Here is an 18,683-nt window from a genome sequence, read left to right as displayed (position 1 = left end):
TGGCTTTCGTTGTGCTCTGATCCAAGACGCGGATCCTGACGGACTGACACGCCTCGCGAACGCAACCTGAGCTATTCGATAATGGCCGGATTGGCCTGGGCCGGTCCGCCCAACATAGGACGATGCGACGGTGGCTGGATGCCGCCCACATCGGTCACGCCCAGCTCTTGGGCCAGCTCGGCGGCAACCCACACCTGACCGCTGCGCTCGAGCAGATCGGCCTGCTCGGCCAGCGCGGCGATCACCCGGCCACCAAACTGGGGCGATTCCGCTGCCGCCGCCAGATCCGCGTACTTGTCCGGCTCGGCTTCGAACACCCGCTGGGTTCGCTCGGTCGCCACCAGCCCCAGCCACAAGGAGATGCAGCTGACGTTAAAGGGCTTGAGATCCACCGCCATGTCGGCGGCAAACTTGTCCACCGCCGCCTTGCCCGCGCCATAGGCTGGGCCGTGCATGTAGCAACGACCACCAAAGGAGGAGGTGTTGACGATCAACCCCGAGCCCTGCTCGCTCATGATCTTGGCGCCGTAGTAGCTGGAGACGTAGCTGGAGCGCATGCCGACATTGAGAATGTCGAGCATCTTCAGGCTCTTTTGGAAAAACGGACCTGGCTGGACCAGCTCATCCGGCAGGGCAATGGCGTTGTTGACCAACACATCGAGCCGACCGCTGTCCCGTTGAATTTGGCCAAACAGAGCTTCGACCTGGCCGTCGTCGGCGTGGTCACACACCACGGCAATGCCGCGTCCGCCGCTCTCTTGTCCGGCCTGATCGATCGCTTCGGCGGTGGCAAACACCGTGCCCGGCAGCGGCGCATCGCCCTCCTGCTGGCTGCGGCCGGTGACGTAGACGGTGTAACCCGCCTCGCCCAGCGCAATGGCGATCCCCTTACCTACGCCCCGGCTCGCGCCGGTCACGAGGGCGACTTTTGCTGCCCTGTTTTCTGCATAGTTTGACTGACTCATGCGACCGCCTCCGCTGTCTCAGAAATGCCCTTGGCGCCGCACTCGGCCTGGCGGGCTTGAATGTGATTGGCCGCCAGATAACCGAAGGTCATGGCCGGGCCGATGGTGGAGCCCGCGCCCGGATAGGTGGGCCCCATTACCGAAGCGGCGGTGTTGCCGATGGCATACAGCCCCTCGATGGCCGCACCGGACTCGTCCAGTACCCGCGCGTCCACGTCGGTCTGCAATCCGCCTTTGGTGCCGATATCGCCGGCGTCGATCCGCATGGCATAAAACGGCCCCTTGTCCAACGGTGCCACACAGGGATTGGGCTGCACATTGGGATCGCCGTAGTAGCGATCAAACAGGGATTCGCCTTTGCCAAACTCCGGATCTTTACCGACTTTGGCGTGTTGATTGAACTGACTCACCGTTTGCGTCAGTGCCGCCGGCTCGATGTCGATCATGGCAGCCAGCGCTTCCAGCGTGTCGGCTTTTTCGAAGCAGCTGCGATGGCGCTTGGACAGCGCACTGTCGGGCTTGGCGTAGCCGGGAATGAGTGGTCCCGCCGGGTATTTTTGGCGGAAGGTGGCATCAAACACCATGTAGCAGGGCACGCCGCCGTTGCCGGCCTTATGCGACTTGTACATGGCATAGCCGATGTCGTTATAGGGCGCACCTTCGTTGACGAAGCGCTTACCGGCACTGTTGACCAAGATACAGCCGGGCAGGTTACGCTCGACAAACACCGCCCGTTGCTTCTCTTCGCCGGGCACATGCACCGTCGGTGCCCACCAGCTGTGCTCCATCAGCGCCGTGGCCGCGCCCTGCTGTTGACCGGCGACGATGGCATCCCCGGTGTTGTGCAACGGAGTGGCGCTCCACTGAGCTTGGGTCGGCTGCGGCAGGTACTGCTCGCGCATCTTCTGGTTGCGCTCAAAACCGCCAGCGGCCAGCACCACGCCGTGACGTGCCTGGATCCGCTGGCTTTGACCGTTTTGCTGGATCACCACGCCGATCACCTTGCCGTCCTGTTTCACCAGCTCGGTCATCGGGCTACCCAACCAAAGCGGAATGCCTTTCTGCGCCATTGCATGGCGCAGCGCACCCACCAGGGCGTTGCCCAGACACAGGTAGCGATCGCGTTTGGACTTGCCACGCCAGCGCAGATCTTTGTAGTAGCGCCAAAGGATCTGCAGCGTCACCTTAAGCCAGCCTTTGCCGCGGCACATCAGAATGCGCGCCTCTTTCATCCCTAGCGACATGCGGCCCATCATCAGGGTGCCCGGCGAGGGCTCGCGCAGGTTGTGGAATTCCGCGCCGAGCTTGGCGGCGTTAAACGGCTTAGGATCCATCGAGCGATAGCCCGGCATGCCGCCTTTCAATTCTGGGTAGTAATCCGTGTATTCCGATTGCGCCTCAAAATGGACGTCGGCATCATGGCGCAGGTAATCCACCATGCGGGTGGCGTTGGCGACATAGGCTTCGATCCGGCCATCCTCATTGATGGCCTCATCCTGCCCCTCCTCACGCATCACGGTTTTGATGTATTCGATCGCCGCGGCGTCGCTGTCCTGTCCCCCCAACGCCGTAATGCGATGGTTATTGGGCACCCAAATGCCGCCGCCGGACACCGCCGAGGTGCCACCGTACTGATCGCTCTTCTCCAGCACCAGAACCTCCTGGCCCAGATCGTTGGCCCGCAGCGCCGCCGTCATGGCACCGGCGCCGGAGCCCACCACTACCACATCGACACTGTGATCCCATTGCTGCTGTTGCTGGGTTTGATCCTTCATGTTCAAGTCCTTCGATCCTTATACGTGGTAGCCGCCATCGACGACGATGATCTGGCCTGTGGTATAGGCACTGCGTGGGGACGCCAGAAAGGCAACAGCTTCCGCCACCTCTTCGGGCTGGCCAAAGCGCGGCAGGCACAGGCTGGCTTTGACCGCCTGCTGCCACGCTTCATCAAAATGGGCCTCTTTCAGGCGCAGGAAAATGCCGGTTTCGATCACCCCGATCGCCACCGAGTTGGCGCGAATGCCGAAGCGCCCCTCCTCCTTGGCGATCCCCTGGATCAGCGATTCGATCGCCGCCTTGGGCGCCACCGAGAGCATGTCTTTGGGCGGGTAACGAAACAGGCCCGCCGAGCTAACGTGGACGATGCTGCCCCCAGACTCGCGCAGATGGGGCAGCGCGGCGTGAATGGTTCGGTAGAAACCGTGCAAGTCCGAGGCGATCACCCGCTCAAACAGCGCCGGTGAGGTGTCGCCGATGTACTCCTGGGGAATGTCGAAACCGGTGGCAAACACGATGCTGTGAATGCGGCCGTGGCGTTCGGTCAGATCCGCCAGCAGCGCGGCGATGCGCTCGCCGTCAGCCATCGCAAGTTGATGCGCCTCGGCGCAGCCCCCGGCGCCGCTGATCGCGGTCACCACCTCATCGGCCCGGACCGCATTGCTGTTGTAGGTCAGTGCCACCTTGCTGCCACCGTGGGCCAGTCGCTGGGCGATCACCGAGCCGGTGCCGCCACTGCCGCCAAGCACCAGAGCGATCCCATCAGTGGGAAACTCCGCCATAAAATTCATTGATCTATCCCAATCTGTGGCCGACGTTTTATGAAATCGAGCGGCAATATCCATACCCCCATCGTCGTTCTCCAAAGGGAAAAAATAATCGTCTAAAGGGACTAGCGCGGCAGGGAATAGCGGAACGTCTAACTGAGCGAAAGGCGCTGCCAAAACGGGATTGGCGAGCGACAAAAAAAAGCGGGCGCCCATATGGCGCCCGCTCCCTGTGCTGACACTGGAGGTGACTTAAAACCCGCCCTTGAGCGACACGCAGCGCACCCCGCCGGGCAACGCCATCGACGGCACGCACAGGTTGCAGTGATCGCACTGATTGGGGTAGCTGGCGCCGTCGGCAGAGGCCTTGTTGATCATCTCTGGATCGCGGATCAACGCCCGGCCCATGGCGACAAAATCAAAGCCCTCGTCCATCGCCCGCACCATGCTGTCGCGGCTGGACACCCCGCCCAGATAGACCAACGGTACCGACACCGCTTCGCGCATCTGCTTGGCCTTGTCGAGAAAATAGAGCTCTTCAAACTTGGAGGGGCGGAACAGCTTGGGCCCGCCGATCTTCATCATAAAGGCCATCACCGGGTTCTTTTCGGTCTGGATCATCTGCTTAAGCGGACTGCCGCCACGGAACAGGTACATCGGAGTGCGGGCGGTGAAGCCACCGCTCATGACAATGGCGTTGATCCCGGCCGTTTCCAGCAGCTTGGCGCACTGGATCGAGTCCTCGATCTTAATGCCGCCACGGAAGCCGTCGGCCAGATTGAGCTTGGACAGGATGGGGAAATCTTCGCCCACCGCTTTGCGCACCGAGGCCAACACCTGCAGCGGCAAGCGCATGCGGTTTTCCAGGCTGCCGCCATATTCGTCCGTGCGTTTATTGGAGTAGGGGCTGATGAACTGACTGAGCAGATAGCCGTGACCCATGTGGATCTCCACCGCATCGAAACCGGCCCGCTTGAGCAGCGCCGCGGCGTCATGGTATTCACCCAGGGTCTTCTCAATGTCGGCATGGGACATGGCGCCACCGATCGGCAGTCCGGAGAAGGCGCCATAGTGATTGAAGGTCACGCTGGGTCCGCGGGGGCGGGGGATGTTCTTCGGCTTATTGCGCGAGAAGAAGCCGCAGTGGGACAGCTGGCCGGAGATCTTACCGCCCTCGGCATGCACCGCATCCGCCAACTGCTTGAGCCGATCGAAAATGCCTTCGTGCATCCACATCTGATCTTCAAACGTCAGCCCGTCCGGCGATACGCCGCAATAAGCCACGGTGGTCAGCGCCGCGCCCCCGGCGGCGATCCCGCGGTGGTGTTCGATCAGCGCATCGCTCGGGATCCCTTTGGGCGTCATACCCTCAAAGGTCGCGGTCTTGATCACTCGATTGCGCAGGCTCGCCCCTGCAAGCTGGACCGGTGCAAACACATTGGCCGCGGCTTTTGCCTGATTCATGATGCAGTTCCTTCTAATGCTAAGGCGCCAAAGGCGACAAATTCTTCCACTTCCATGTCATACCCGGAGATCGCCGTGAAGCTGACCGGATCATTGAGCAAGCGCAAGCGGCGCACCTTCAGATCCCGCAGGATCTGTGCGCCCACGCCCAGGGTGCGGTGTTTAAAATTGGGCGGCGTCGGTAGCGGCGCCGAAGGCTGGGCATAACGCGCCAGTTGACCCAGCACGGCCTTGGGGCTCTCCTGCGCCGCCAGCAGCACCAGCACGCCACTGCCCGCCTCGGCGATCGCCTGCAAGGCCCGGCCCACGTCCCATTGCTCCGGGCCGCTGTCGGAATGGGCGCCCAGTAAGTCACGCACCAGTTGGGCCGACTGCACCCGCACTAACACAGGTTGGTCCGGCTCTATCTCGCCCTTGATCAACGCCAGATGCAGTACGCCTTTGTACTTATCCTCATAGGCCACCACCTCAAACTCGCCGTATTTGGTGGGCAGCACGTACTGCGCATCGCGCCGGATGGTGCCTTCGTGCAGCAAGCGGTGGTGGATCAGATCGGCAATGCAGCCAACGGCCAATCCGTGCTGACGCGCAAACGCCAGCAGCGCCTCGCCCTGGGCCACCTCCCCCTCATCATTGAGGATGGAGACCACCACGCCGCCCTCTTTCAGGCCCGCCAGCCGGGTCAGATCGCACGCCGCCTCCGGCGCCGCCGAGCAGCTCATCACGCCACCGGGCTGGGCCATCACCGGAAAGATATGCCCCGGCTGCACCAGATCTGCCGGGCCAGCCCCCTCGGCCATCGCCGCCTCGATGGTGCGGGCGCGATCGCCGGCGGAGATGCCGGTGGTCACGCCCTCGGCGGCTTCGATGGAGACGGTAAAATTGAGCCGGTTGGGCGAGCGGCCCGCCGCCATCAGCGGCAGTTTCAACTGGGCACAGCGCGCTTCATCCAGCGCCAGACAGATCAAGCCGCGGGCCTGATGGGCCATAAAGTTGATGCTCTCGGCATTGGCCTTTTCCGCCGCCATCAGCAGGGCGCCTTCGCTGCCCGGCTGGGCCTCGTCCAGCAACACCACCATCTCACCCCGGCGGATCGCCGCGATCATCTCTACGGCACTGTTCAGTTCCATCGCATGACCCAAAGTTGCCCAATATTAATCAACAATTTGGCCCCGAGGCGAAGAAAAAGCATCGTCCGATAAGACGACTCAAAAGTCGCCAAAGCCACTCGCAAGTCCAAGCAGTTAAAGGCAATTACCCCACCAGTTGTAGGCCTATTAATCGCTTAACCTTACGCAAGTGCATGCAACCTTGAACCTAAGCTAAACCAAGCCCAAATCGAAGTTGTTGCAATATTGCACAAGTTTGAACAAGCCGTATATCCTAGGCCCGATAACAAGGAAGATGACCACAATCCGGAACAGTGGTGGATAACTATAATGATGATTACCAGCCAAGCCCCGATCGGTATCGATAGCTTCAGCGGATTAATCGGCACCCTCTATCAAGGCCTCGAAGACGACATTCCGTGGAAGCAATTCCTGCGACAACTGCAAGATACCATGGGAGCCAAATTTGCCACCTTTATCCTGCGCCCGCCCAGCCATGAGCTCGATGGCCTGATCCTCAGTACCGGCCGTCCCACTCAGGATGCGATGGCGTCCTACAACAAACACTTCTACGCGCTCGATCCCTTTGTCGGCGTGCCCAGTGGCCACGTGGTCACCCTCGATGAATTCATCCCCGAGCATGAGCGGGAAAGCTCCGAGTTCTTTCGGCTCTATCTGGCGCCCTTGGATGTGTACCACATCGTCGGCACCGACATCATCACCCCGGATGGGGCCACCTGCAGCCTGCGGATCAGTCGGGGCCAGGATGGCGCGCCATTTGCCGCCGACGATAAAGCCCTGCTGAAGATGTTCATTCCCCATATCGAGCGGGCGGTGAAGATCCACATGCAGCTCAACCGCATCGAGACCGAGCGTAAGCTGTACGCCGGTGCGGTTGATCAACTCGCCGTCGGCACCATCATCCTCGATGAGAAGGGCAAGGTGCTGCAGACCAATCAGGTGGCGCAGGAGTTATTGGCGGACAAGGATGGGCTTAAGCTGGTCAACGGCACCCTACAGGTGGGCAGCAGCCGCGATACGCTGACCTTCCGTCAGATGATCAAACACGCCACCGAAGCGCTGCACCACCATCGACCCGGCGTGGTCGAGGCGCTGCGCATTCAGCGCGCCTCCGGCGCCTCGGATCTGGGCATTGTGGTGCGCTCCATCCCCAGCGCCGACTGGAACGAAGGCAAGCAGCAACCCGCCGTGGTGCTGTTTGTGTCCGATCCCGACCGCAAATCCCGCGCGCCGCAGGAGGTGGTCAAGGCCCTGTTTGACTTCACCCCGGCCGAGTCGCATCTGGCGATGTTGCTGGCCAACGGTCTCACCCTAGATGAAGCCTCGGAGGAGCTCTCCATCAGTCGCAATACCGCCAGGGCCCATCTGCGCTCGATCTTCTCCAAGACCGGCGTCACCCGCCAAACCATGCTGGTACGGCTGATCTTGCGTAGCGTCGCGACACTGGGCTAAGCGCCCCTCGGCCACGTCGGCCTGCCCCAGCGCGATGTGGCCCGGCTCGACGTGACCGTCGTGCCGGGCGTCCTGACGAGGAGCGCGCCCTAACCTTTGATCTACAACAAACTCAGACCAAAGTCAGGGCAAACGCTCACCCCCATCGTCTATTAGGACGATGCCGCTATCTGGCCGGGCGCCAAAAATGGGACACATAAAACGCCCTAGCACCCCCAGGGACAGATCAGCAAACGGAGCATGAGCATGAGCGCAACCCATCGTATCGAAGCCCAACCCATTCCAGAGCGTTTCGCCCGCGGCTGGCACTGCCTGGGCCTGGCCGACAAGTACAAAGACGGACAAGCCCACACCCTCGAGATCTTTGACACCAAGCTGGTGTGCTATCAGGGTGAGGATGGTCAGTTGCGGATCCTCGATGGCTACTGCCCGCACATGGGCGGCGACTTAAGCAAAGGCTGCATCGAAGGCAACTCCATTCGCTGCCCGTTCCACGACTGGCGCTGGGACGCCGACGGCAAGTGCGATGACATCCCCTACGCCAAGCGCATTCCGCCCCGCGCCAAGATCAAATCCTGGCCCATCTGCGAAGAGAACAAGCTGCTGTTTGTCTGGCACGACGTCGAAAACAACCCGCCCATCCCAGAGCAAGCGATCCCGCGCATCGAGCAAGTGTTTGACGATAGCTGGGCCGAGTGGGAGATCGCCGAGTTGGAAATTGGGATCAACTGTCGCGAGCTGGTCGACAACGTCGCTGACAAGGCGCACTTCGGCCCAGTGCACGGCGCGCCGATCCGATCCTTCAGCAACATCTTCGAAGGCCACATCGCCACCCAGATCATGGAAGGCAAGAGCGAGCGTCTGGCCGAGCAGGGCGAGATCCGCACCGAAGCCACCTACTACGGTCCCTCTTATCAGATCACCCAGATGACCGGTGAGATGGATGGCCAACCCATCCACTCCATCCTGCTCAACTGCCACGTGCCGATCGATCAAGACAGCTTCCAACTGCGCTATGGCGTACTGGTGCAGAAGGTGCCCGGCCTGAGCGAAGCAGAAAACCGCGAGATCGCCGCCGCCTACGTGCAGCTGGCCCGTGAAGCCTTCTACGAAGATGTGGAGATCTGGGACAACAAGGTGCGGATCGACAACCCCATCCTGTGTGACGGTGACGGTCCGGTCTATCAGCTGCGCAAATGGTACGATCAGTTCTACACCGATGTGGCCGAGTTGACCGGCGATGAAAAGACCCAACAGGTGTTTAAGGCCGACAACTTCAACGCCGTCTGATCACGCCTCCTCGACTCACTCTCGACGACAAAGCCCCGCATTGGCGGGGCTTTGTTGTTGTGCGACTCAGTCTTGGTAACCCCAAGGGGCCGGCGGTGGCGTGACCGGTTTGGTCAGATCAAAATCCACCTTGAAATCACGACCATCCCGGGTCAAGTGATAGACAAACTTCTCCGGGTAGATCTGCATATGCCAGGTGTTGCCGTTGGACTGAGGGAAGCCCAGCTTGGTGAACAGATCTTTGGAGTAATCATCGGCCGGGAAGCGCTGATAGGTCGCATAGCCCCGATCCGGCGTATGACCCCCATACATGGTGGACTCGTCGTTGGAGCCGTCTTCATGGCGATGGTCATGCTTAAGCAGAATGCCGGCGCCGGTTTGGGTCAAGATCCAAGTGCGCGAAGCGTTATCGCCGACATGAAACGGAATGTGGATCTGATCCTCAGCGCACTGTCGCACATGCATCACCAGGCGGTTTTCGCTGAAACCATCCCCGTCTTTGGCACCGGAAACGACGATCCCCTCATACGCCTTACCGCAGTGCGCGCGAATATTGTCAAAAAACGCCACCTGCTCCTTTACCGTGGTGGTAAAGGGGACGCCGCCGGCGACGTCGGCCACAGAGGCACAGCCGGTAGTGCTGACCAAACTTGCACAAAACAATGAAAATACTGCGTTCTTTTTCATTCTTGTTCTCCTTATAAGGAGCAGAACTATAAGCGGAGCAGATCCAACCGGGCAAACCGTCCCAATAGCGGATCACACCACCGAGACGGGCCAGGGAAGCACAGTAACGCGCAAACGCAAAAAAGACCCCGGAGGATCCCCGGAGCCAAGCCGAACTGAAGAACAAAACGGCGTTTGACCGGGTTGGGCGGTCAAGGCCGTGCTGGCCTGAGGTGCTCAGGCCAAACAAAGCGTTTCGCTAGGTTTTGCGGATCAACGGCCACAACACCTCTTCCCCGGTATCGAGGTTTTTCACCGGCAGACCAAATCGCTTCTGGTGGGTGCGGGGAATGTAGGCGGTTTTGAAAATCACGTCCCACAGAAACAGTGAGGTGGTGTAGTTGCCGGTGAGGCGACCGTGGCGGCCCATACCATGGTGGGCGTGGTGCGTATCCGGCGTCACGACGACGCGTTCAAACACCCACCAAAAAGGTCGGATCCAGCGGTACTCAAGCAGCTTCAGATCCCAGCGATAGGGCAGATGGGTATAGACGCCGATAATGAAGGTCATGATCACGAACGGCCAGTAGGCGCTCATCAAACCGAAGTAAGCGGCAAACGCGCCAATCCAGGTCTGTGGGCGCAGGAAGGGCCAGAAGAAGTTGTAACGAAACAGTATCAGAAAGCCCATTTTATCCGAGCTGTGATGGGCACGGTGCAGCTTCCACAGCCACTTCTTTTCATGACTCCAGCGATGCAGCCAGTAGAAGCAAAGCTCCTCCACCGCCCAGATCAAACAGAATGCCACGGCCACATGCATACCTGACAAGCCGCCGGCCATCCCCGGAAACAGCCAAGCAAACATCAGACCGAAGGAGACCCCCAATAAACGGCCTGAGATGGCCTGGCCCAAAAAGCCGCCCAGAGTTTTCCAGTAATCTTTGCCCTGCCACTGCCAATCTTTGCGGTACAGCACAAAGCGCTCCAGCGCCAAGCCCACGACAAAAGTTAACACGACAATGGCCGTGACCATCAGTTCCCAATTCATTGCAACTCCCTGCTCATCTCTCGGTTCGAACGCGACATTGGAACCGACACTTAAATTAAATTTCACCAAGTGGTTAAATAGAACTTAGAGAATCACTCAATCGGTGTCAACCATACTCACCCATGTTTTTATCCGGACGAACAATAAAAACAGAACAAATCAGCCTACTTGCGTGATAGCCTTAGACTCATGACAGTTGAAACCAAGAAAGTACGTCAGCACGGCAGACTCACCCAAAGTGACATTCTGGACAAAGCCGAAGTGCTGTTTGCCCGGGAAGGCGTCGCCCGGGTGTCTCTGCGGGAGATCAACAAGGCCTGCGGGATCAGCCAAGGGGTGATCCACTATCACTTTGGTGGTCGCGATGGCTTGATCAAGGCCTTGTTGGAGCGGCGCTTCCCGGCACTGACGCGGCGCCGACAGCAATTGGTGCAAAGCTTACTGATCGACAATCCCAAGCTCGCCATTGGCGATGTACTCGAGGTGTTAGGCCGGCCCTTGGCCGAGTTATCCATTGAGGGGGGCAAAGCCGGAAACCGCTTTGTCCAAGTGCTGGTGCAACTGCATCAGGAGCGCAATCCTGTGTACAGCCAGATCGCTGCGCAGCAGATGGGCACCTTGGGGGTTCACCTGCTCGATCAGATGTATAAGATCCTGCCTCATCTGGCAAAGAACCAGGTGGAGTACCGGTTGCAGATGGCTCACAGCGCCCTGTTTATCGGCCTGACCCAATTGCATGACGCCCCCTACCCTTGGCAACAGGGCTTAATGGATAAGCCGCTCTCACCCGAGCAGCGCATGGACGATTTAATAGCAATGTTAGCGGCCGGTTTCGAAACCGAGTCCTGAGCTCGATGATTGGTGACGTGACTTAACGCACGCCCCCTCAGGGCGCCACTTGTTGGCCGCCAAGCCCTGTGCAAAACTGGAATGCTGTCTGGAACGCCAGCAGACGCCCCCATGGGCGACACTGACTTGGAACAGCCTATGTTTTATCCCAGCACCCTACCCAACCGCCATCGCCAGTTTATCGAGCGAGCCCTGCCACAACTCCAGTCGGATCCTCGCCTGGTCGGTGTGGCCGCCTCCGGCTCCTATGCCAACAACACTCTGGATCCCTTCAGCGATCTGGATCTGGTGATCGCCGTTGAACCTGAACATTTCGATTCGGTAATGCGCGATCGCAGCCAGATAGCCGCAAAATTGGCCCCAGATGAGCAACTGCTCGCCCACTTTACCGGTGAGCACGTCGGCGAACCCCGTCTCGTGATCGGCCTTTACCTGGATGCGGGAGCGGCCCCGTTGCATGTGGATCTGAAGTTTGTCCAGGTCCAGGACGCGGCGGTGCGGGTCGATGAGCCCTGCATTTTGTGGGCCCGGGACGAGCGCCTAGCCCAGGCGCTGGCTCAGGGCGAAGGCCGCTACCCTCGCGCCGAGGCGCAGTGGATAGAGGATCGCTTCTGGATCTGGGTCCACTACGCCGCCACTAAGATAGGCCGCGGTGAGTACTTCGAAGCGTTGGATTGTCTTGGTTTCCTGCGCGGCCAGGTTCTGGGCCCGCTGGCGCAGCAAGATGCTGGCTTTGAGCCCTGCGGAGTGCGCAAACTGGAGCAGCAGGTGCCGGAGTTTGCCATGAAACTGCAAGGCACAGTTGCACTGTGCGACGCACAATCACTGGTACGCGCAACCCGCTGCGCTGCTGAGCTCTATCAGTCGCTGCGCAGCGATCCTGTCTGTATCAATGGCGCCGCCCAACAGGCTGCCCTGGCCTATCTCGACGCGCTCGGGCAGGACTGAACGGCAAGTTTGAAAATGAAACGAAAAAACGGCCTCCGAAGAGGCCGTTTTATACTCCCTGTTTGACGTTTGGGAAGGAGAAGGACAGGGAGCGTCGTACTCGTGCCGGCGCGATCAGAGCGCCGCTTCAAGCTGAGGCAAGGTCTCGAACAGATCCGCCACCAGGCCGTAATCCGCCACTTGGAAGATCGGGGCGTCCTCATCTTTGTTGATCGCCACGATCACCTTGGAATCTTTCATCCCGGCCAGATGCTGGATCGCACCGGAGATCCCCACGGCGATGTACAGATTGGGCGCCACGATCTTACCGGTCTGACCCACCTGCATGTCATTGGGCACAAAGCCCGCGTCCACCGCCGCACGGGAGGCGCCAACCGCGGCCCCCAGCTTGTCGGCGATGCCATCGAGCAGGGCAAAGTTCTCGCCGTTGCCCATGCCGCGACCACCGGAGATCACCACCGACGCGGCGGTCAGCTCGGGGCGATCCGACACCGCCAACTTATCTTCAACATGGCGGCTGCTGCCGATATCATGGGCCGAGCCGATGCTGTCGACCGCACCGCTTCCCCCCTCTGCCGCGACCGCATCAAAGCCGGTCGCCCGCACGGTGATCACCTTGATGGCGTCCTCCGACTGCACCGTGGCAATGGCGTTGCCCGCGTAGATAGGCCGGGTAAAGGTGTCGGCGCTCTCGACGCTGATGATCTCAGAGATCTGATTCACATCCAGCCCCGCCGCGACCCGCGGCGCGATGTTCTTGCCGTTGCCGGTCGCCGGGAACAGGATGTGGCTGTAGCCACCGCCCAGCTCGGTCACCAAGGCGGACACGTTCTCCGCCAGTTGGTGCTCATAAGCTCCATCTTCCGCCACCAGCACCTTGGCCACGCCCGCGGCTTGGGCGGCTTGCGCTGCCACCGCCTGACAATTGCTGCCCGCCACCAACACGGTGATCTCGTTGCCGATCGCCGCCGCCGCGGCCAGGGTATTTAACGTCACCGGCTTCAATTCGGTGTTGTCGTGCTCTGCAATAACCAATGTGGTCATAACTCAATCCTTTTGCTGTGCGCCGCATCTCGCGCCGCGTTCCGATCCGTATTCCCAGCGGGCTTACAGCACCTTGGCTTCGTTCTTCAGCTTGTCGATCAGCTGCTCTACGCTGTCCACCTTGATGCCGGCACTGCGGCTTGGTGGGTTATCGACCCGCAACGTCTTCAGCTTGGCGGTTACGCTCACGCCCAGATCCTCAGCGCTGATCACCTCCAGCGGCTTACGCTTGGCCTTCATGATGTTCGGCAGAGAAGCATAGCGCGGCTCATTCAAACGTAAGTCAGTGGTCACTACGGCGGGTAGGCTCAGCTCCAGAGTCTGCAGGCCCCCATCGATCTCACGGGTTACCGTAGCCTTGTCGCCGTCGATCACCACTTCCGAGGCAAAGGTGGCCTGAGGCAGACCGGCCAACGCCGCCAGCATCTGGCCGGTCTGGTTGTTGTCTGAATCGATCGCCTGCTTACCCAGCAGGATCAGGCCGGGCTGCTCCTTCTCCACCACCTTGTTCAGCAGCTTGGCGATGCTGAGCGGATCCATCGCCCCATTCACCTCAACCTGGATGGCACGGTCGGCCCCCAACGCCAATGACGTCCGCAACTGCTCCTGACACGCCTTATCACCGATGGACACCACCACCACTTCCGTCGCTACGCCCTTCTCTTTGAGGCGCACCGCCTCTTCCACGGCGATCTCACAGAAGGGGTTGATGGCCATCTTGGTGTTGGCCAGATCCACATCGGTGTTGTCGGACTTCACCCGCACTCGAACGTTGTAATCAATTACGCGTTTTACCGCGACCAGTACTTTCATCGCTACCACCTGATTGTCTGTTGCGTTGCGATCTGCGCAGACAGTGCGCATCCATGACGCAGGAAAGATGAACTCATTTTGTGATCATCAACACACTTTGCCAATGACCAGATGGGCCAATGCAATAAACATAATCGGCCACTCAGGTTTACAGCAGGGGCAGAGCGGGGGGATCAAAACCGCGGAGCACACCCATAAAAGTAAGCGCTCACACACGCGCCATCACGCATCCAGTAAGTCGGCGCGGTACTCACCCGGCGTCTGGCCGGTCCACTGACGAAAGGCGCGGATAAAGGGGCTGGGATCATCAAAGCCCACCAGATTGGCCACGTCGTGGATAGACAATTCCGGACAATTGAGGTGATCCCGCGCCGCCTCGCAGCGGCAATCGTTTTTTAACTGGGAGTAACTGGTGCCCTCTTCGGCCAGATGACGGCGCAGGGTGCGAACCGACAAGCCGAGTTGCTCGGCGACCCACTCCAGTCCGGGCAGTGGTCGGCTGAAATCCCGGCCAAACAGGGCGCGGATCCGCGCCGAGATGGAGCTGTCACCATTGACCATCACCAGCAATTGATAGGGCGCCGTCTTCAAAAAACCACGCCAGGCCGACTCGCTCTGAACTAGGGGCAGGGACAGCCAATGGCGCTCAAACGTCAGCCGGTTCTCGCTCTGGTTGAAGCGCAGCGGGCACTGAAACACCAGCTCGTAATCCTGCGGATTGGGCTGCTCGGCAAAGGTAAACCCCGCCTGCAGCAAGGGCAGGCGCCGACCGATCATCCAGCTCATAAAGTGATGCCAGATAGACAGCGAGGTGCGGATCACCGTGGGCGATCCCGTCGACACCACCTGCGTCAGCGTATCCGCGGGCAGGCTATCGAGCGCGACAAAGTGCAACACGGCAAGCTCGCCCTGCAACTGGATCTGAGGTTTGATCCTGGGCCCCTTGCAGATCTCATAGAAATCGCTGCAGCGCCGTAACGCCTCACCCAAGGTGGCGCAGTGCTCGATGCAGTGGCACATCATGCGAAACATGCCGTTGGGGATCTTACCGCCGGTCAGCATGCCAAACGATTCGTCCTGCGCCAGATCGATCAGCCGCTGATAGAGCCGACCGAACGCCCGCACCGACAGGGCACGCTGCTCCAGCAACGCCTGCTGCGACAAACCGCAGGCCGCCAACAACGCCGGCACGTCATAGCCTTGTTGCCGAGCGTGATCCAGCAACACCTCGATGTAATCCATCGACACGGTTTCCTGCTTGTTCATGGCGACTCCTTTGCCCTGCCCGCCTCTAGCTTCTCGGTTCTAGGCTCTGGGCGCAAGGGCGCGGGCATTGAAGACACCGGGCCCGGCTCGGCCCGCACCGGCATACAGCAACCGCCTCGCTGCGGCGGGCAGCGAAACCTCACGCCGCACAACAAACAAAAAAAAGCCCACCGGGTTGCCCCGGCAGGCGATGATCTCTTTATGCATTCTCAACAATAAAGAGCCAATGTTCACGACGACAAGTCCTGGTTATGAAGAAAGATGCCCATCTCTCTTCATAGCCATATCGGTAAATACCGACAGGATCATTAAACGACGTCTTAAACCCCGTCACATCGGCAAAGTGGACTAACCAGTTTGTTTGGATCTGGGCCAAAAAAAAACCGACTTGCCGCCCGCAGCAATACTCGAGGATCAGCGGTCCAGATACAGATCCCGATACAACTGCTCGCACTCGGGATCCACTTTGTAGTGCTCAAAATCGGTCACGCCCCGCTCTCTTAACAGGGCTTCATCCACCAAAGACTGGCCACTCAGGCTTTGATCGTCCGTGGTGAGGATCGCCAGCGCCGCATCCGCCATGATGGCCGGAGTTCGCGAGCGCTTGAGCAGCTTAGGATCCAGCGCGTATTCAATGGCGGCGGTGGCGATGGTGGTTTGCGGCCACAGCGTGGTGCAGCTCACCCCATCCGCCTTGAGCTCCTGTGCCAGCCCAAGCGTCAGCAAGGTCATGCCATATTTGGTCAAGGTATAGGGCGCATAGGGCCCGAGCCAATGCGGCGCCAGATTGATCGGCGGGGACAGGGTAACGATATGGCCATTGGCCGACTGCTTAAGATAGGGGATCGCCGCCTTGCTGCACACCAAGGTGCCGCGGGTATTGATACTGTGGATCAGATCGAACCGCTTGATCTCCGTGTCCTGCACCGACGACAGCTGAATGGCACTGGCGTTGTTCACCAGCACATCGATGCCACCAAAGTGCGCCGCAGCATGTGCCATCGCCGCCGTCACCGCCGCCTCTTCCCGCACATCCAGCTTAATGGCTAAGGCCTGGCCTCCCGCGTCCTCCACCTCTTGAGCCACGCTATGGATGGTGCCCGCCAGCTTAGGATGTGGCGTGTCGGACTTAGCAGCGATCACCACATTATTGCCCTGGCGCGCGCACGCCAAGGCGATCTCCCGGCCGATACCGCGACTCGCTCCCGTAATAAACACCGTCGTTTTTGCCACTGTTGTCATCGCCATGCCCTCTTATTTTTCCTCACTGTACTGCGGCTCGCCTTCGGCGCAGCACAATCGCCCATATCGACCAAAATCAATGAATTGCGCTCAGTTATCACGCTTGCTCAATTGCTCCCGTTCCCCTAGGGTAAAGATAACATCCCATTAACACGAAGTGGTCACCCATGCCCGCCGTCGCCCGTCCCATTCCACGCCTGATGCTGCAGTCCGCGGCCTTAGTCTGCGTCGTACTGGCCCTAAGCCTCACTACCTTAGCGCAGGCTGCCACCCCCTTCTACGGGCCGAAATACTTGCCCAAATTCGTCACAAGTGAACGACTGGAGCTGCAAACGCACGCCGATCACTGGCAGCTCACGATCAGCCACCTGCGCAGTCGATGGCAGAGGATCGATCGCATCAGCGTCCATCAGGATGGCCAACTGCTCAGCCAAACCGAGCAAACACCGCAGCGGCATTTGGGGGCATTTCATCGCCCAACCAGCGCCCACCTCAAGGTACAAAGCGCCGTGCTGCCGCTGCCGCAACAACGGCTCGATCGCCAGCGCCCGGTTACCCTCACCCTGTCTGGCCCGCAGGGGCAATGCAAACACACCGTCATGCTACAGCCTTGAGTCGAGAGTGCGCTGAGTCACATTTTGGAGCTAGCTCACATCCTCCCTACGCCAAAGCCTGCCACCACGCAGGAACCGTTACCCTAGAGCCCCCTTCCTCAAGCAAGGCTCTATAACGCTGTGAAAACCTTCCATTATCTTCCCGCTGTGCTGGCACTGACCGGCACTTTTCCCCTGCTGGCCACCGAATTCAACCCAGAATTGGGCGGCTCGTTGCGCGCCAATTACAACTTTAAGCAATACAACGCCGAGCATCGGGATACGCTTGGGGAGCTCAGCTTTAACATGCTGGAGTTGAAGATCAGCGACCGCTTTGCCGACGATACCTGGGGGATCAACGCCAGCTACCGCTTTATGAACGGCTACGATTACCTGCGCTACGGCTACATCTACTACAACCTCAGCCCAGACTGGCAGCTGCAGGCGGGGATCGTCGATAAGCCCTTTGGCAATATCAACAACGCCTCCAACAGCTGGTGGTACAGCATCAACTACTACGTTGGGTTTGAGTCCGATCCCGATGCGGGCATGACCGCGCTGTACCATAAAGATCAACACCGACTGGAGCTGGGCCTGTTTAAGAACGCCGAATACCAGAATGGCCGCGGCTTAACGGCGGACATCATCTCCGGCGAGATCGGCAGCCAAACCTACCACAACCAAGAAACCAACCAACTCAACCTGCGTTACAGCTACTTTATGGAGCAAGGCGAGTGGTCGGCGATCCTCGGCAGCTCGCTCGAGCTGGGCCAGATCTACAACACCGAATACCGGGAAAACGGCGATCGCTACGCCATCGCAGCCCACGCCGATCTCAGCTATCAGGACTGGAACCTGCAGCTGCAAGCGCTGCACTACGACTACCGCCAGTTCGATGAAGGCGGCGCGTTCGATGCCAGCCGCATCGGCATGGGCATGGTCAACAGCGCCTTTGAGATCACCAACCGCGCTCAAGTCTACAGCGCCAATATCGCTCGCAGCTTCGACACCCGCATCGGCCGACTCAAGCTCTACAACGACTACAGCCACCTCGTCGCAGACAGCGGCAACCCAGCGCACCAAGACACCCGCCTTAACGTCACCGGCGCGTCACTCTCCTATGAGAAGTTCTTCCTCTATCTGGATCATATCTACGGCCACAATCTGGTGTGGACCAACGGCGATGGCGATAACCACTTGGGCCTGCCCCAAAGCGGCAGCGGCTGGGGCCGTCAGATCAACCTTAATATCGGTTACTACTTCTAAGTAGCGCATACCACGGTGTCGGGTGGCCGGTGACGCGTGTTAGCCCCCCGACTCGCTGCCCTACGGCGTGTTGGCTATTAGGGCGGTGACGGCTGCGCCGTGGG

At 59.8% G+C, this 18,683-nt stretch carries 17 protein-coding genes; 6 read left to right on the top strand and 11 right to left on the bottom strand.

Annotated features, from left to right (window positions below; translation table 11 throughout):
* Positions 1 to 71: 71 nt before the first annotated feature.
* From ABEA08_RS09120 to ABEA08_RS09100, 5 genes are all read right to left on the bottom strand, one after another.
* Entirely contained in the window at positions 72 to 965 is an 894-nt protein-coding gene (locus tag ABEA08_RS09120) for an SDR family NAD(P)-dependent oxidoreductase (protein WP_345334993.1), read from the bottom strand.
* Complete coding sequence (locus ABEA08_RS09115; RefSeq protein WP_345334992.1) at positions 962 to 2,740, bottom strand: FAD-binding protein; 1,779 nt, start codon at positions 2,738 to 2,740, stop codon at positions 962 to 964. Before ABEA08_RS09115 ends, ABEA08_RS09120 begins: the two co-directional genes overlap by 4 nt.
* An 18-nt stretch (positions 2,741 to 2,758) precedes the next feature.
* Positions 2,759 to 3,532 carry an SDR family NAD(P)-dependent oxidoreductase gene (locus tag ABEA08_RS09110; RefSeq protein ID WP_345334991.1) on the bottom strand — a complete coding sequence of 258 codons (774 nt, stop codon included), beginning with the start codon at positions 3,530 to 3,532 and terminating at the stop codon, positions 2,759 to 2,761.
* 228 nt (positions 3,533 to 3,760) lie between these two features.
* Positions 3,761 to 4,972: an NADH:flavin oxidoreductase gene (locus tag ABEA08_RS09105; protein WP_345334990.1), complete on the bottom strand. Its 1,212-nt coding sequence runs from the start codon at positions 4,970 to 4,972 to the stop codon at positions 3,761 to 3,763.
* A complete protein-coding gene (locus tag ABEA08_RS09100) occupies positions 4,969 to 6,102 on the bottom strand; it encodes a 3,4-dihydroxy-2-butanone-4-phosphate synthase (protein WP_345334989.1) in 1,134 nt (377 codons plus the stop codon). Before ABEA08_RS09100 ends, ABEA08_RS09105 begins: the two co-directional genes overlap by 4 nt.
* Positions 6,103 to 6,411: 309 nt before the next feature.
* On the opposite strand from ABEA08_RS09100, the gene ABEA08_RS09095 reads away from it, so the two are divergent.
* Together ABEA08_RS09095 and ABEA08_RS09090 are read left to right on the top strand one after the other, a co-directional pair.
* The gene (locus ABEA08_RS09095; protein WP_345334988.1) at positions 6,412 to 7,554 is read left to right on the top strand and encodes a helix-turn-helix transcriptional regulator; all 1,143 of its coding nucleotides are present in this window, start codon (positions 6,412 to 6,414) and stop codon (positions 7,552 to 7,554) included.
* Positions 7,555 to 7,800: 246 nt separating this feature from the next.
* Positions 7,801 to 8,844 (top strand): 3-ketosteroid-9-alpha-monooxygenase, oxygenase component, encoded by a 1,044-nt coding sequence (locus ABEA08_RS09090; protein ID WP_345334987.1) that lies wholly within the window; start codon positions 7,801 to 7,803, stop codon positions 8,842 to 8,844.
* 66 nt (positions 8,845 to 8,910) lie between these two features.
* On the opposite strand, the gene ABEA08_RS09085 is transcribed toward ABEA08_RS09090, so the two are convergent.
* On the bottom strand, positions 8,911 to 9,531 hold the full coding sequence (locus tag ABEA08_RS09085) for a hypothetical protein (protein ID WP_345334986.1): 621 nt from the start codon (positions 9,529 to 9,531) through the stop codon (positions 8,911 to 8,913).
* A gap of 238 nt (positions 9,532 to 9,769) precedes the next feature.
* Positions 9,770 to 10,558 carry a sterol desaturase family protein gene (locus ABEA08_RS09080; RefSeq protein WP_345334985.1) on the bottom strand — a complete coding sequence of 263 codons (789 nt, stop codon included), beginning with the start codon at positions 10,556 to 10,558 and terminating at the stop codon, positions 9,770 to 9,772.
* A gap of 189 nt (positions 10,559 to 10,747) precedes the next feature.
* On the opposite strand from ABEA08_RS09080, the gene ABEA08_RS09075 reads away from it, so the two are divergent.
* Together ABEA08_RS09075 and ABEA08_RS09070 are read left to right on the top strand one after the other, a co-directional pair.
* Positions 10,748 to 11,407, top strand: a complete 660-nt coding sequence (locus tag ABEA08_RS09075; RefSeq protein ID WP_345334984.1) for a TetR/AcrR family transcriptional regulator — start codon at positions 10,748 to 10,750, stop codon at positions 11,405 to 11,407.
* A gap of 138 nt (positions 11,408 to 11,545) precedes the next feature.
* Positions 11,546 to 12,355: a nucleotidyltransferase domain-containing protein gene (locus ABEA08_RS09070; protein WP_345334983.1), complete on the top strand. Its 810-nt coding sequence runs from the start codon at positions 11,546 to 11,548 to the stop codon at positions 12,353 to 12,355.
* Positions 12,356 to 12,469: 114 nt separating this feature from the next.
* Here the strand turns inward: ABEA08_RS09070 and ABEA08_RS09065 are convergent, their stop codons facing one another.
* The 4 genes from ABEA08_RS09065 to ABEA08_RS09050 form a co-directional block, all read right to left on the bottom strand.
* Positions 12,470 to 13,399 carry an electron transfer flavoprotein subunit alpha/FixB family protein gene (locus ABEA08_RS09065; RefSeq protein ID WP_345334982.1) on the bottom strand — a complete coding sequence of 310 codons (930 nt, stop codon included), beginning with the start codon at positions 13,397 to 13,399 and terminating at the stop codon, positions 12,470 to 12,472.
* A 63-nt stretch (positions 13,400 to 13,462) separates the two neighbouring features.
* Positions 13,463 to 14,212 carry an electron transfer flavoprotein subunit beta/FixA family protein gene (locus ABEA08_RS09060; protein WP_345334981.1) on the bottom strand — a complete coding sequence of 250 codons (750 nt, stop codon included), beginning with the start codon at positions 14,210 to 14,212 and terminating at the stop codon, positions 13,463 to 13,465.
* 222 nt (positions 14,213 to 14,434) lie between these two features.
* Positions 14,435 to 15,478, bottom strand: a complete 1,044-nt coding sequence (locus ABEA08_RS09055) for an AraC family transcriptional regulator (RefSeq protein ID WP_345334980.1) — start codon at positions 15,476 to 15,478, stop codon at positions 14,435 to 14,437.
* A gap of 414 nt (positions 15,479 to 15,892) precedes the next feature.
* The gene (locus ABEA08_RS09050; protein ID WP_345334979.1) at positions 15,893 to 16,726 is read right to left on the bottom strand and encodes an SDR family oxidoreductase; all 834 of its coding nucleotides are present in this window, start codon (positions 16,724 to 16,726) and stop codon (positions 15,893 to 15,895) included.
* A gap of 161 nt (positions 16,727 to 16,887) precedes the next feature.
* Between ABEA08_RS09050 and ABEA08_RS09045 the strand changes: the two genes are divergently transcribed.
* Together ABEA08_RS09045 and ABEA08_RS09040 are read left to right on the top strand one after the other, a co-directional pair.
* Positions 16,888 to 17,334: a hypothetical protein gene (locus tag ABEA08_RS09045; RefSeq protein WP_345334978.1), complete on the top strand. Its 447-nt coding sequence runs from the start codon at positions 16,888 to 16,890 to the stop codon at positions 17,332 to 17,334.
* A gap of 120 nt (positions 17,335 to 17,454) precedes the next feature.
* Positions 17,455 to 18,579, top strand: coding sequence for a hypothetical protein (locus tag ABEA08_RS09040; RefSeq protein WP_345334977.1), 1,125 nt, complete (start codon positions 17,455 to 17,457; stop codon positions 18,577 to 18,579).
* Positions 18,580 to 18,683: the final 104 nt, after the last annotated feature.

The organism is Ferrimonas pelagia, assembly GCF_039543565.1.
Taxonomy (GTDB): Bacteria; Pseudomonadota; Gammaproteobacteria; order Enterobacterales; family Shewanellaceae; genus Ferrimonas; species Ferrimonas pelagia.
The sequence above is the reverse complement of the archived record's forward strand: the minus strand, read 5'-3'. Positions and strand labels throughout refer to the sequence as shown.